A 13,480-nucleotide genomic window follows, 5' to 3' on the forward strand; every position below is an offset into this window, starting at 1 on the left:
CCAGGTTCCGCCGGCCGGCCGGTACCGGGGCCTTACGCCCGCGGCTTCTCGCGCATCTCGTACGTCGCGATGACGTCGTCGACCTTGATGTCGTTGAAGTTTCCGAGGTTGATACCACCCTCGAAGCCTTCGCGGATCTCGGTGACGTCGTCCTTGAAGCGACGCAGACCCTCGATGGTGAGGTTCTCCGCGATGACCTTGCCGTCGCGCAGCAGGCGGGCCTTGGTGTTCCGCCTGACCTCGCCGGAGCGGATGAGGACACCCGCGATGTTGCCCAGCTTGGACGAGCGGAAGACCTCGCGGATCTCCGCCGTACCGAGCTCGACCTCTTCGAACTCCGGCTTGAGCATGCCCTTGAGGGCCGCCTCGATCTCCTCGATCGCCTGGTAGATGACCGAGTAGTAGCGGACGTCCACGCCCTCGCGCTCCGCCATCTGCTGGGCACGCCCGGCAGCGCGGACGTTGAAGCCGATGACGATCGCGTCGGAGCCCATGGCCAGGTCGATGTCGGACTCCGTGACCGCACCGACGCCGCGGTGCAGGACGCGGATGTCGACCTCTTCGCCGACGTCCAGCTGGAGCAGGGAGGACTCCAGCGCCTCGACCGAACCAGAAGCGTCGCCCTTGATGATCAGGTTCAGCTGCTGGACCTCGCCGGCCTTCAGCACCTTGTCCAGGTCCTCCAGGGACACGCGGCGCGTGCGCTTGGCGAACGCGGCGTTGCGCTCACGGGCGGCGCGCTTCTCGGCGATCTGACGGGCCGTACGGTCCTCGTCGACCACCAGGAAGTTGTCGCCCGCACCCGGGACGTTGGTCAGGCCCAGGACCTGGACCGGCGTCGACGGGCCGGCCTCGGCGACGTTGTTGCCGTTGTCGTCGAGCATGGCGCGGACTCGGCCGTAGGCGTCGCCGACGACCATGGTGTCGCCCACGCGGAGCGTGCCTCGCTGGACGAGGACCGTGGACACGGCACCACGGCCGCGGTCCAGGCGGGACTCGATCGCGATGCCCTGTGCGTCCTGGTTGGGGTTCGCACGCAGGTCCAGCGCCGCGTCCGCGGTGAGGACGACGGCCTCCAGAAGGCTGTCGATATGCAGACCCTGCTTGGCGGAGATGTCGACGAACATGGTGTCGCCGCCGTACTCCTCGGCCACCAGGCCGTACTCGGTCAGCTGACCGCGCACCTTGGTCGGGTCCGCGCCCTCGACGTCGATCTTGTTGACCGCGACCACGATCGGCACGTCGGCCGCCTTGGCGTGGTTCAGGGCCTCGACCGTCTGCGGCATGACGCCGTCGTTGGCCGCGACGACCAGGATGGCGATGTCCGTCGACTTCGCACCGCGGGCACGCATGGCGGTGAACGCCTCGTGACCCGGGGTGTCGATGAAGGTGATCGCCCGGTCCTCGCCGTTGACCTCGGTCGCGACCTGGTAGGCACCGATGTGCTGGGTGATGCCACCGGCCTCGCCCGCGATGACGTTCGTCTTGCGGATCGCGTCGAGCAGTCGGGTCTTACCGTGGTCGACGTGACCCATGACGGTCACCACCGGCGGACGGACGACCAGGTCCTCCTCGGTGCCCTCGTCCTCGCCGAACTCGATGTCGAAGGACTCCAGCAGCTCGCGGTCCTCCTCCTCCGGGCTGACGATCTGAACCGTGTAGTTCATCTCGCCGGCCAGGAGCTGGAGCGTCTCGTCGGAGACGGACTGCGTGGCCGTGACCATCTCGCCCAGGTTCATCATGACCGCGACGAGCGACGCCGGGTTGGCGTTGATCTTCTCCGCGAAGTCGGTGAGCGACGCACCGCGCGACAGGCGAATGGTCTCGCCGTTGCCGCGAGGCAGCATCACGCCGCCGACCGACGGGGCCTGCATGGCCTCGTACTCCTGACGGCGCTGCCGCTTCGACTTGCGGCCACGCCGGGCCGGACCGCCGGGACGGCCGAAGGCGCCCTGCGTGCCACCACGGCCACCGGGACCACCCGGACGACCGCCGAAGCCGGGACGGCCACCGCCGCCACCGAAGCCGCCGCCGGGGCCACCGCCACCGGGACGGCCGGCGAAGCCGCCGCCACCGCCCGGACGGCCGCCGCCACCACCACCGGGACGGCCGGCGAAGCCGCCGCCACCGCCGGGACGACCGGCACCGCCGGGACGACCCGCACCGCCCGGACCGCGGCCACCGGGGCCGGGGCGCGGACCGGCAGCGGGACGCTGCGGCATCATGCCGGGGTTCGGACGCGGGCCGCCGGGACGCGGACCGCCCGGACCGCCCTGCGGACGGGGCATCGAGCCCGGGCTCGGGCGCTGACCGCCCGGAGCCTGCGGACGCGGACCGCCGCCCTGGGCGCCGGGCGCCTGCGGACGGGGACCGGCACCGGGACCGCCGGGACGCGGACCGCCCTGCGGACGGGGCGCCTGCGGGCGCGCCATGCCGGTGGAGCCACCGGAGGTGAAGGGATTGTTGCCCGGGCGCGGACCGGCCGGACGGGCACCCGGACGAGCGCCCTGGCCGCCGGGACGCGGGGCGCCCTGGCCGGGACGGGCCGCCTGGCCCTGGCCGCCGGGACGGCCGCCACCGGGCTTGGGGGCGCCGGGACGGGCGCCGGGACGCGGACCCTGCGCGGCGGCCGGGGACGGAGCCGACGGCGGAGCGGTGAACTCCGGGGTGGTCGGCGCGGCCGGGGCCGGACGCGGCGCGGGCTTGGGGCCCGGCACCGGACGCGGGCCGGAGGCCGGCGCGGGCGCCGAGGGAGCCGCGGGCGGCTGCGCCGCGGCGGGCTTGGGGGCGGCCGGCGGCTTCGGGGCAGCCGGACGCTCCCCCGCCGGCTTGACGCCGTGGGAGGTACCCCCAGCCTGCGCCGGGGACGGCGCGGCGGGCCTGGGGGCGGCCTTCTTCGGGGCACCCGGCTTCGCGGCGGACCTGCCGCCACCGTTGCCCTGCTGGAAGGCGTCAGTCAGTTTGCGTACTACAGGCGCCTCGATCGTCGAGGACGCCGATCGGACGAATTCACCGAGTTCCTGGAGCTTGGCCATGACGACCTTGCTCTCCACACCGAACTCCTTGGCGAGTTCGTAGACCCGGACCTTAGCCACTTCGCTCCTTTGAGGTCCGGGTTGCGGCCGGACCGTCGCTAGTTCATGGGCGTACTCATCGCGTACTCATCGAGTGCTCATCGCAATCTCGACCTGCTTTCGACTCGCGAGGTACCAGGCCGCACGGGGTTCCGTACGACATGTCTTTCCTACCGTGTTGCCTGCTCGGCAACTGTTGCCCGCTCGACGTGCCGGCGCAACGCCTTTGTGTCGAGCGCTCCCGGGGCGCGCAACGCCCGCGTGAACGCCCGGCGGCGCACCGCCTGGTCGAGACAGACCAGGGCGGGGTGTACATACGCACCCCGGCCGGGCAGCGTACCGCGAGGATCAGGGACGCACGCGTCCTCGATCGCCACGATGCGCAGCAGATCCGTCTTGGCCGCTCGTTCCCGGCACCCCACACAGGTGCGTTCAGGGCATGCTCGGGCCTCGGTCCGGCCAGACACTGCTAAGTCTACCTCCCCGCACGCACCTCACCCCTTTGGGGCAGGAATCGAACGGTTGTCGTTATGACGCTGTCAGCACTGTGCGGTCCGGATCCATTCCCGGACCGCACCGTTCGGTCTGCGGCTACTCGGCGGTCTGCTCGGTGTCCGGGCGGATGTCGATGCGCCAGCCGGTGAGCCGGGCCGCGAGGCGGGCGTTCTGGCCCTCCTTGCCGATCGCCAGCGACAGCTGGTAGTCCGGCACGGTCACCCGGGCCGACCGGGCCGCCATGTCCACGACCTCCACCTTGGAGACCCGGGCCGGGGACAGCGCGTTCGCCACCATCTCGGCCGGGTCGTCCGACCAGTCGACGATGTCGATCTTCTCGCCGTTCAGCTCGCCCATGACGTTGCGCACCCGGCCGCCCATGGGACCGATGCAGGCACCCTTGGCGTTCAGGCCGGAGCGGGTGGAGCGCACGGCGATCTTCGTACGGTGACCGGCCTCACGGGCGATGGCGGCGATCTCGACGGAGCCGTCCGCGATCTCCGGCACCTCCAGGGCGAAGAGCTTCTTCACCAGGTTGGGGTGCGTCCGCGAGAGGGTCACCGAGGGGCCTCGCACGCCCTTGGCCACCCGGACGACGTACGACCTCAGGCGCATGCCGTGCGGGTAGGTCTCGCCGGGGACCTGCTCCTGCACCGGCAGGATGGCCTCCAGCTTGCCGATGTCGACGAGCACGTTCTTCGGGTCGCGGCCCTGCTGGACCACGCCGGTGACGATGTCGCCCTCGCGGCCGGCGTACTCGCCGAGCGTGGCGTCGTCCTCCGCGTCGCGCAGCCGCTGCAGGATGACCTGCTTGGCGGTGGTGGCGGCGATACGGCCGAAACCGGACGGGGTGTCGTCGAACTCCCGGGGCTCCTGCCCCTCCTCGAGGTCCTCCGGGTCCTCCTTCGCCCACACGGTCACATGCCCGGTCTCCCGGTTGAGCTCCACGCGCGCGTGGCGGCGGCTTCCCTCGGTGCGGTGGTAGGCGATGAGGAGGGCCGACTCGATCGCCTCGACGAGCAGGTCGAAGGAGATCTCCTTCTCCCGGACCAAGCCCCGCAGGGCGCTCATGTCGATGTCCACGGCTACGCCTCCTCCTCTTCCTTCATGTCCTTCTTGACCTTGTCGTCCTTGCGGCTGAACTCGACCTGCACGCGCGCCCTGGTCACGTCCGGGAAGCCGACTCTGCGGGTGGTGGCCTTGCGGCCCTTGACCCCGGGCACTTCGAGGTCGAGGCCTTCGTCGTCGACCTTCAGGATCCTGGCCACCAGCTCGCCGCCCTCGGCCAGCTGGAACTTCACCAGCCGGCCGGTGGCGCGCAGGTAGTGCCGGTGTTCGGTGAGGAGGCGCTCCGCGCCCGGGGTGCCGACCTCGAGGGTGTACTCGCCCTCGCCCATCGCGTCCGTCTCGTCGAGCTTCGCCGAGAGCTCGCGGCTCACATCGGCGATCTGATCCAGGTCGGCTCCGGCGTCGGAGTCGACGACGACGCGCAGCACTCGCTTGCGTCCGACGGAGTCCACGGCGATCTCTTCGAGATCCAGGCCCTGGGATGCGACGAGCGGTTCCAGCAGTTCTCGCAGCCTCTCGCTCTGGGTGGTGCTCATCCGGGTGACTCCTCGGCCGCGTGTGCTGTTGTGGGATGGTCGCGTGTCTGGTCAAAGGGTATCCGGTTCCCGGGGGTGTTGCCGTCCACCTGGCCAGGGGTGGTGCCGCTGAGTCCCGCCCGTGGGGTGCGCGGGTACGGTGATCACGGCAAGGGCCTGCCTTCCCGCTCCACTCCGATCCGTTCCGATCCGCTCCGATCCGCTCCGATCCGTTCCGTACGCACCCGAGGACGTCTGCCGTGCCGTTCCCCTCACCCTCGCGCGCCGCCGCCGGGCCGCGCAGAAGGAGCCTGCTCGCCTCGGCGGCGGGCGGCGCCCTGCTCGTGGGCTGCTCCGCCGGAGGCCTCGTGGGCTGCTCCGCCGGGGACGACGAATCCAGCGCGGCGGGCAGCGGTCCGTCGCTCGCGGACCGGGTCCGCGCGGACGCGGCCCGGGAGAGCCAGGGGCTGGTGCGGCGGTACGACGCCGTACTCGCCGCGCATCCGGCGCTCGTGGAGCGGCTGCGACCGCTGCGGGCGGAGGTGGTGCGGCACGTGGCCGCCTTCGGCGGGGCCGGGCCCGAGGCGCCCACGGCGTCGTCCACGGCCTCGTCCACGGCCTCGTCCACGGCCTCGTCCACGGCGGGTACGGCCACGCCGGCGCCCTCTGGGACGGAGGGGATCGAGGCGGCGGCCGGAGCGGAGGGGCCCGAGGGGCCTTCCGCCACCCCCGCGCCGTCGTCCGCCGTGCCCGCGAAACCGAAGGACGCCCTCGCCGGACTCGCCGCGGCCGAACGGTCGCTCGCCGACCGGCGGACGGCCGCGCTGCTGGAGGTGCCGGGCGAGCTGGCGCGGCTGCTGGCCTCGGTGGCGGCGGCCGGGGCGGCGCACGCGTATCTGCTGACGAACGAGGACGACGGGGACCGGGACGAGTGAGCGCGGCGACGGAACAGCAGGTCAAGGCACTCCAGGCGGCGCTGGCCGCGGAGCACGCGGCCGTGTACGGCTACGGCGTGGTCGGCGGCCGGATCCGCAGGGAGCGGCGCACGGACGCCCGGGCGGCCTACGACGCCCACCGGGCGCGGCGGGACGCCCTGGTGCGCGAGGTACGGGACCTGGGCGCCCGGCCGGTGGCCGCGGCGGCGGGTTACGCGCTGCCGTTCCCGGTGCCGGACTCGGCCGCGGCGGTACGGTTCGCCGCCGAGCTGGAGGACCGGGTGGCCGACGTCTACTCCGACCTGGTGCGGGCCTGCGACGGCGAGCGGCGGCGCGAGGCCGCCGGGGCGCTGCGGGAGGCGGCGGTCCGGGCGGTGCGCTGGCGCGGCGAGAGCGTAGCCTTCCCTGGTCTCGCCGAACGGGCGGGGGCCGGTACGGCGTCGTCCGGCAGCCCGTCGGCGACCCCGGCGCGGTGAGGCGGACGGGCGGCGCACGTCGGCGATGCAGGAGGCGCCCCGGCGCACGGTGACAGGAAACGCGTCCACGCGTGCACGCGTGGCGGACGGCGGTCCAGGAAGGAACGACTCGCGCATGGCTTTCGAACCGCCGCAGCGGCTGGTGCGGGCGCTCGGTGAGACGGCGCCGGACGGTGACGACTGGTTGGAGAAGCTGCCCGGGATCGCGGGACAGGCCGTCGCGGCCGGCGAGTTGACCGCCGAGCGGGTGCAGGTGCCCGGCGGGCGCAGCAGTCTGGTGGTCCTGGTGCGCACGGCGGACGGGACTCCGGCGGTGCTCAAGCTGGCTCCGCCCCGGTTCCGTCCGGAGAGCGAGCGGGCCGCGCTGGCGCACTGGGGCGGACGGGGCGCCGTACAGCTTCTGGCGGCGGACCCGGGCGAGGGGGCGCTGCTGCTGGAGCGGCTGCACCCGGATGTCTCGGTGCGGTCGCTGCCGGAGTCGCGGGCGCTGCTGGAAGCGGCGGGCACGCTGCGGCGGCTGTGGGTGGAGCCCCCGGCGGGCGAACCGGCGCACCCCTTCGAGACGGTCGAGGAGCGGACCGGGCGGCAGGCCCGGGCGATGCGGACGAGCGCCCGGCCGGGCGACGAGGTCGCACCGCTGGTCGACGCGGCGCTCGCGGCCCGCGAGGAGCTGCTGGCCGCGCCACCCGAGCGGCTGCTGCTGCACGGCACGTTCCGGCAGAGCAAGGTGCTGGCCGGGGACCGGATGCCGTGGCTGGCCGTGGGTCCCGATCCGGTGGTCGGGGAGACCGCCTTCGACCTGGCGCGGCTGGTCCGCGACCGGGTGGAGGACCTGATCGCCTCACCGTCCGGGCCGGCCACCACCCGGCGCCGGATCAAGCGGCTGGCCGAGTCGCTGGAGGTCGACCAGGACCGGCTGCGGGGGTGGACGCTGTTCCGGGCGGTGGAGTCGGGGGTGCGGGCCCGCCGGGTGGGTCGCCGGAAGGACGCGGAACTCCTGCTGGAGTTCGCGTCCTGGCTGTGAGTCCGGGGCCGGTGTCGCCGCGGGGCCTGCCCGCGGCGACACCGGTCGCCCGACGCGGCGGCGCCGTCAGGCCGTGAGGCGGGCGATCGCCTCGGCCACCGGGAGTTCCTCGCGTTCGCCGGTACGGCGGTCCTTCAGTTCCACGACGCCCTCGCCCGCGCGCCGGCCGGCCACCAGGATCTGCGGGACGCCGATCAGCTCGGCGTCGGTGAACTTCACGCCCGGGGAGACACCGGCGCGGTCGTCGACGAGGACGCGGACGCCGGCGGCGGCCAGCTGTTGCGACACCTCGAGCGCCAACTCGGTCTGCAGGGCCTTGCCCGCGGCGACCACGTGCACGTCGGCCGGGGCGACCTCCTTCGGCCAGACCAAGCCGTGCTCGTCGGCGTGCTGTTCGGCGAGGGCCGCGACCGCGCGGGAGACGCCGATGCCGTAGGAGCCCATGGTGACCCGGACGGGCTTGCCGTTCTGGCCCAGGACGTCGAGCTTGAGGGCGTCGGTGTACTTGCGGCCGAGCTGGAAGATGTGGCCGATCTCGATGGCGCGGTCGAGCTTGAGGCCGGTGCCGCACTTCGGGCAGGGGTCGCCGTCCCGCACGACCACGACGTCCACGTACTCGTCGACCTCGAAGTCGCGCCCGGCGACCACGTTCTTCGCGTGCGTGTGCTCCTTGTTGGCTCCGGTGATCCACGCGGTGCCCGGCGCGACGCGCGGGTCGGCGACGTACTTCACCTTGGCCAGGCCCTGCGGGCCGACGTAGCCGCGGACCAGGTCGGCGCGGCCGGCGAAGTCCTCCTCGGTGACCATCTCGACCACGGCCGGGGCGAAGTGCGCCTCGAGCTTGCCCATGTCGACCTCGCGGTCGCCCGGCACGCCGACGGCGACGATCTCGCCGTCCACCTTGACCAGGAGGTTCTTCAGGGTCGCGGAGGCGGGGACGCCGAGGGAGGCGGCCAGGGTCTCGATGGTGGGGGTGTCGGGAGTCGGGATGTCCTCGGCGGCGGGCACGCCGGAGGCGTCGACCGGCTTCACCTCGTACGTGATCGCCTCGGTGTTGGCGGCGAAGTCGCCGTTCGGGCAGTCGGCGAAGACGTCCTCGCCGGCCTCGGCGGGGGCGAGGAACTCCTCGGACTTCGAGCCGCCCATCGCGCCCGCGGTGGCCGCGACGATGCGGTAGTCCAGGCCGAGACGCGCGAAGACGCGCCGGTAGGCCTCGCGGTGCAGGGCGTAGGACTCGGCGAGGCCCTCGTCGGCGAGGTCGAAGGAGTAGGAGTCCTTCATCAGGAACTCGCGCCCGCGCAGGATGCCGGCGCGGGGCCGGGCCTCGTCCCGGTACTTGTTCTGGATCTGGTAGAGGATGACCGGCAGGTCCTTGTAGGAGGACGCCTGGTCCTTCACCAGCAGGGTGAAGATCTCCTCGTGGGTCGGGCCGAGGAGGTAGTCGCCGCCCTTGCGGTCCTTCAGGCGGAACAGCTCGCCGCCGTACTCGTCCCAGCGGCCGGTCGCCTCGTACGGCTCACGGGGCAGCAGCGCCGGCAGCAGCACCTCCTGCGCGCCGATCGCGTCCATCTCCTCGCGGACGATCCGCTCGACGTTCGCGAGGACCTTCCTGCCCAGCGGCAGCCAGCTCCAGACGCCCGCGGCGGTGCGGCGGACGTAACCGGCGCGGACCAGCAGCTTGTGGCTGAGGACCTCGGCGTCCGCCGGGTCGTCGCGCAGAGTCTTCGCCATCAACTGGGACATGCGCTGGACCGGTGCGTTCGCCATCGTTCTCGTACTCCTGCCGGATGCGGGTCCCCCGCTCGAGCGGCGCCCGGAGTGGGGGAAGGTGATGGCTAGGAGGTTAGCCGGGTGGGCTGCGGCGGTGGAAATCCGTTTAGGGCCTGTCCTCACCGCGACCGCCCGTCCGGCGGCGCAGCGGCAGCGGGGCGCCCATCACGGCGTAGGGCTTCGGCGCGCTGGGGAAGAAGACCTGCCGGGCCAGGTCCGTGTAGCCCAGGGAGTGGTAGAGGCCGCGGGCCGGGCTGTCGGTGTCGATCGCGGAGAGGATCGAACGGGGCTCGTCGGCGGTGTCGGTGATGGCGGTGATCAGGGCGCGGCCGATGCCGCGGTTCTGGTGCCGGGGGTGGACGTGCAGCTCGGTGATGACGAAGGAGTCGTCGAGCCAGTCCTGGTGGCCGCGGGCGCGCAGATACGGTTCGACGACGGTGGACCACCAGTGGGTGCGGTCGTTGGGCATGCCGTAGACGAACCCGGCGAGCCGCCCGTCGGCGGTGGTGGCGCCCAGCGCGCGGGCGCCCCGGCAGGTCATGTGGCGCAGCACGATCTGGCGGCGTACGGCGACCTCGTCGGGACCGAGTCCGAAGGCGACGGCCTGCACGGCGAGCGCCTCGTCGACGCGGGCCGGGAGGTCGAGCGGTCCGATCACGACGTCGTCGGGGCGGTGGAGGCCGTGACCGGGAAAGTGCACCATGCCGGGGAGACTACCCGGCTCGCACCGGCCCCAGAACAGCGCGACGGCGCACGGCCGGAACAGCGGGTACATGGGGGCCGTCGCCGGAACGGCCTGCACGGGAGGCCGTCGCCGGAAGAGCCGGCGCGGGAGGCCCTTACCGGAAGAGCGGGCACGGGAAGCCCTCGCCGGAACAGCGGGCGCGGACCCCCTTGGTTCAGAACAGCACGCTCATGAACGCCCCGACCTCCTGGAATCCCACGCGCAGGTAGGTGCGCCGGGCGGCCGTGTTGAAGTCGTTGACGTAGAGGCTGACCACCGGGGCGACGTCGGCCAGGGCGTAGCGCAGCACCGCCGCCATGCCGGGGGCCGCGAGGCCCCGTCCCCGGTACTCCGGCGCGACCCAGACGCCCTGGATCTGGCAGGCCCGGTCGGTCGCCGCGCCGATCTCCGCCTTGAACACGACCTTGCCGTGCTCGTCGAGGCGGGCGAAGGCGCGCCCGGAGCCGACGAGTTCGGCGACCCGGGCCTGGTAGAGCAGGCCGCCGTCACCGGCGAGCGGGGAGACGCCGACCTCCTCGGTGAACATCGCCACGCAGGCCGGCATGATCGTCTCCATCTCGTCCTTGCGGACGCGGCGGACGAAGGGGTCCGGGGCGATGTCGGCCGGCATGCGATCGGTGACCATGAGCGGCTGGTGGGCGCGCACCTCGCGGGCGGGACCCCAGCTGGGTTCGAGCAGCCGCCACAGCTGGGTGGTGGGTTCGGCGGGGCCGACGATGGAGGAGCAGCGGCGGCCCGCGCGGCGGGCGCGGTCGGCGAAGGCGCGCACGGCGCGCGGGGTGGCGCAGATCGGGACGAGGTTGGCGCCCGCGTAGCACAGGGACGTCAGCATGCCGTCCTCGTACCAGCCCCACATCTCTCCGCCGAGCCGCCACGGGTCGAGGCCGGCGACCTGGACCCGGGACAGCACGAAGGCGTTCGCGACCGGCTCGCGGTCGAGGACGGCGAGCGCGGCGTCCAGGTCGCTCGGTTCGAGCACCCGTGAGGTGGTCTGGGTCAACACGTGTGGGGGCCTCATGCTGGGGTTCCGCTGATCTCCGCACTGTACCTGGCGAATCCGGGCGGCGCCGCCCCCCGGGAATGCCGGGCCCACAGGCCCTGAAATGTAGCGATTCGTGCTGGTTTGGGTACCCGTTCCTCAGGCGCAGGGTCGGTCAGGCGCGGCTTGCGGATTGCGGTGATCACGGTGACATCTCGCCGGACGGCGGTCCGGGATGAGGAGGGGGTGGGGCCATGAGCGCGGTGAGCGTGGCACTGGAGCCCGACTTCCCCCTCGCGGTCCTGCGCGACCTGGGCGTCGGCGTCCTCACCATCGACACCGAGGGCCGCATCACGTACGCGAACCCGTGGGCCGAGCGGCTGCTGGACCGGCCGGTGGAGGGGATGCTCGGCGAGGACGCCCACGACCTGCTGCACCGGCGCCTGGACGGCAGCCCGATGCCGCGCGAGCAGTGCCTGATGCGGACCCCGCTGGAGGACGGCAGGTCCGCCCAGCAGGGCAGCGAGGAGTACTACCTGCGCGGCGACGGCACCACCGTGCCGATCATCTGGGCGACCACTCCCCTGCTGCTCCAGGGCCGCCGGGCCGGGCTGGTGGTCGTCTTCAACGACTTCAGCGTGTATCGCGCGGCCGAGGAGCAGGCCGCCGCCCACACCGCGGCGCTGGAGGCGCTGACGGCCCGGCTGAATCTGCTGGCGGACGTCTCCTCGGTGCTGATGTCCACCCTGGACGCCTCCGGGAGGATGCGCCGGCTGTTGCGGGTGCTGGTCCCGGGGCTGGGCGACTGGGCGGCGGTGGCCCTGTGCTCCGAGCGGTCCGGGACGCTGGAGCGGGTCGCCGTGCACTCTCCCGGGCATCCGCGCCGGGCCCAGCGGCTGGAGGGGTCGCTGCCGCTGCTGTCCTCCGCCTCCCGCGACGCGGTGGAGCGCGTCATCGCCGCCGACGAGCCCGTGCTGCTGACCGCCGAGGAGCTGCGGGATCCGCAGGCCCCGCTCGCCGCGACGCACGGAAAGCTGTTCGAACGGCTCGGCGGCCACTCGGCCGTGGTGGTGCCGCTGTGTGCCCGGCGGAACCGCTACGGGATACTGACCGTGGGGCGCGCCGGAGACTCTCCCGACCCGGCCCACGCCGAGATACGGCTGCTCGCGGACATCGGCCGCCGGGTGGGGCTGGTGCTGGACAACACCCGGCTGTACCAGGAGCAGCGGAACGTCGCCGAGACCATGCAGCGCCAGCTGCTGGCCCCGCTCCCGCAGGTGGACCATCTGCGGATGGCGGCCCGCTATCTGCCCGCGCAGAGCGCCATGGAGATCGGCGGCGACTGGTACGACGCGTTCCTGCTCGGCGAGGGTGTGATGGCCCTGGTGATCGGGGACGTGGTCGGCCACGATCTGAAGGCCGCCGCGCACATGGCCGAGGTGCGCAACATGCTGCGTGCCCTGGCGTGGGACCACCAGAAGCCGCCCAGCCTGATCATGCGCCGTCTGGACGAGGCGGTGACGAACACCAGTGACGCGCCCATGGCCACGCTCGTCTTCGCGCGGATCGAGGGTCCCGAGGGCGGCCCGTGGCGGCTGAACTGGGTCAACGCCGGGCATCCGCCGCCGCTGCTGGTCACCCGGGACGGCGACACCCGGTTCCTGACCGCCGGGCACGGCCCGCTGATCGGGATGAGCGCCACCCTGCACCTGGGCCTGAGCTGGCCGGACGCGTACGAGTACCTTCCGCCCGAGTCCACGCTGCTGCTCTACACCGACGGTCTGGTGGAGAGCCGCGGCCGGCCCATCGACCTGGGCATGGCCACGCTCCGCCACCACGCGTCCGTGCTGGTCCGGCGGCTGACCGAGAAGACGGTGGACGACTTCTGCGATGCGCTGCTGGAGCGCATCAGGCCCAGCGGCGACGACGCGGCCCTGCTCGCGCTGCGGCTGCCGGCGAGCGGCGCGGGCGCTCCCGGCGACCAGAGCCCGCCGCCGCCCCCGCAGTCGCCGTTCACCAGTCCGGCCACTCCGGACCGGGCCGCACCCGGCTCCGTCCAGGAGGACGCTCCGGTGGAGGACCCGACGAGCCGCGTGCGAGAGGAGTGAGCACCCCGGGAACGTGAGCACCCGGGGCGAGGAGCCGGGCCGCACGGCGACGACGGGTCACGCCGTACGGGGCACGACCCGAGGCCGTACGCGGCTCAGCCCGCGACCGTACGCGGCTCAGCCCGCGACCGTCCGGGGCTCAGCCCGCGACCGAGACCTCCGGCTCGCCGGAGGCCACACCGTCGGCCTCCATCTGCTCGGCGATCTTCATGGCCTCCTCGATCAGGGTCTCCACGATCCTCGACTCCGGGACGGTCTTGATGACCTCGCCCTTGACGAAGATCTGCCCCT

Annotated in this window: 11 protein-coding genes and 1 pseudogene; 4 read left to right on the plus strand and 8 right to left on the minus strand. The window is 73.1% G+C overall.

What is annotated here, in order from left to right; genetic code table 11:
* Window positions 1–32: 32 nt before the first annotated feature.
* From infB to rimP, 4 genes are all read right to left on the minus strand, one after another.
* Complete coding sequence (infB, locus tag ABZ484_RS36515) at window positions 33–3,095, minus strand: translation initiation factor IF-2 (RefSeq protein ID WP_358870261.1); 3,063 nt, start codon at window positions 3,093–3,095, stop codon at window positions 33–35.
* A gap of 149 nt (window positions 3,096–3,244) precedes the next feature.
* Window positions 3,245–3,541: a YlxR family protein gene (locus tag ABZ484_RS36520; protein WP_358870262.1), complete on the minus strand. Its 297-nt coding sequence runs from the start codon at window positions 3,539–3,541 to the stop codon at window positions 3,245–3,247.
* Window positions 3,542–3,665: 124 nt separating this feature from the next.
* The gene (gene nusA, locus ABZ484_RS36525) at window positions 3,666–4,652 is read right to left on the minus strand and encodes a transcription termination factor NusA (RefSeq protein ID WP_306191567.1); all 987 of its coding nucleotides are present in this window, start codon (window positions 4,650–4,652) and stop codon (window positions 3,666–3,668) included.
* A 2-nt stretch (window positions 4,653–4,654) separates the two neighbouring features.
* Window positions 4,655–5,173: a ribosome maturation factor RimP gene (gene rimP, locus ABZ484_RS36530; RefSeq protein WP_358870263.1), complete on the minus strand. Its 519-nt coding sequence runs from the start codon at window positions 5,171–5,173 to the stop codon at window positions 4,655–4,657.
* 239 nt (window positions 5,174–5,412) lie between these two features.
* On the opposite strand from rimP, the gene ABZ484_RS36535 reads away from it, so the two are divergent.
* The 3 genes from ABZ484_RS36535 to ABZ484_RS36545 all read left to right on the plus strand — a co-directional run bounded on the left by ABZ484_RS36535 (window position 5,413) and on the right by ABZ484_RS36545 (window position 7,587).
* Window positions 5,413–6,087, plus strand: a complete 675-nt coding sequence (locus ABZ484_RS36535) for a hypothetical protein (protein ID WP_358870264.1) — start codon at window positions 5,413–5,415, stop codon at window positions 6,085–6,087.
* The gene (locus ABZ484_RS36540) at window positions 6,084–6,563 is read left to right on the plus strand and encodes a ferritin-like domain-containing protein (RefSeq protein WP_358870265.1); all 480 of its coding nucleotides are present in this window, start codon (window positions 6,084–6,086) and stop codon (window positions 6,561–6,563) included. The genes ABZ484_RS36535 and ABZ484_RS36540 overlap by 4 nt, the downstream gene beginning before the upstream one ends.
* A gap of 115 nt (window positions 6,564–6,678) precedes the next feature.
* A complete protein-coding gene (locus ABZ484_RS36545; RefSeq protein ID WP_358870266.1) occupies window positions 6,679–7,587 on the plus strand; it encodes an aminoglycoside phosphotransferase family protein in 909 nt (302 codons plus the stop codon).
* 66 nt (window positions 7,588–7,653) lie between these two features.
* Here the strand turns inward: ABZ484_RS36545 and ABZ484_RS36550 are convergent, their stop codons facing one another.
* From ABZ484_RS36550 to ABZ484_RS36560, 3 genes are all read right to left on the minus strand, one after another.
* On the minus strand, window positions 7,654–9,354 hold the full coding sequence (locus tag ABZ484_RS36550) for a proline--tRNA ligase (RefSeq protein WP_358870267.1): 1,701 nt from the start codon (window positions 9,352–9,354) through the stop codon (window positions 7,654–7,656).
* A 109-nt stretch (window positions 9,355–9,463) separates the two neighbouring features.
* Window positions 9,464–10,060 carry a GNAT family N-acetyltransferase gene (locus ABZ484_RS36555; RefSeq protein ID WP_358870268.1) on the minus strand — a complete coding sequence of 199 codons (597 nt, stop codon included), beginning with the start codon at window positions 10,058–10,060 and terminating at the stop codon, window positions 9,464–9,466.
* A gap of 196 nt (window positions 10,061–10,256) precedes the next feature.
* Window positions 10,257–11,105, minus strand: a complete 849-nt coding sequence (locus tag ABZ484_RS36560) for a GNAT family N-acetyltransferase (protein WP_358870269.1) — start codon at window positions 11,103–11,105, stop codon at window positions 10,257–10,259.
* A 230-nt stretch (window positions 11,106–11,335) separates the two neighbouring features.
* On the opposite strand from ABZ484_RS36560, the gene ABZ484_RS36565 reads away from it, so the two are divergent.
* A complete protein-coding gene (locus ABZ484_RS36565; RefSeq protein WP_358870270.1) occupies window positions 11,336–13,189 on the plus strand; it encodes a SpoIIE family protein phosphatase in 1,854 nt (617 codons plus the stop codon).
* A 139-nt stretch (window positions 13,190–13,328) separates the two neighbouring features.
* On the opposite strand, the pseudogene ABZ484_RS36570 reads toward ABZ484_RS36565, so the two are convergent.
* Window positions 13,329–13,480 (minus strand): annotated as a pseudogene (locus tag ABZ484_RS36570) (4-hydroxy-3-methylbut-2-en-1-yl diphosphate synthase); the annotation flags it as partial.

This window comes from Streptomyces sp. NPDC006393 (genome assembly GCF_040628575.1).
Lineage (GTDB): Bacteria > Actinomycetota > Actinomycetes > Streptomycetales > Streptomycetaceae > Streptomyces.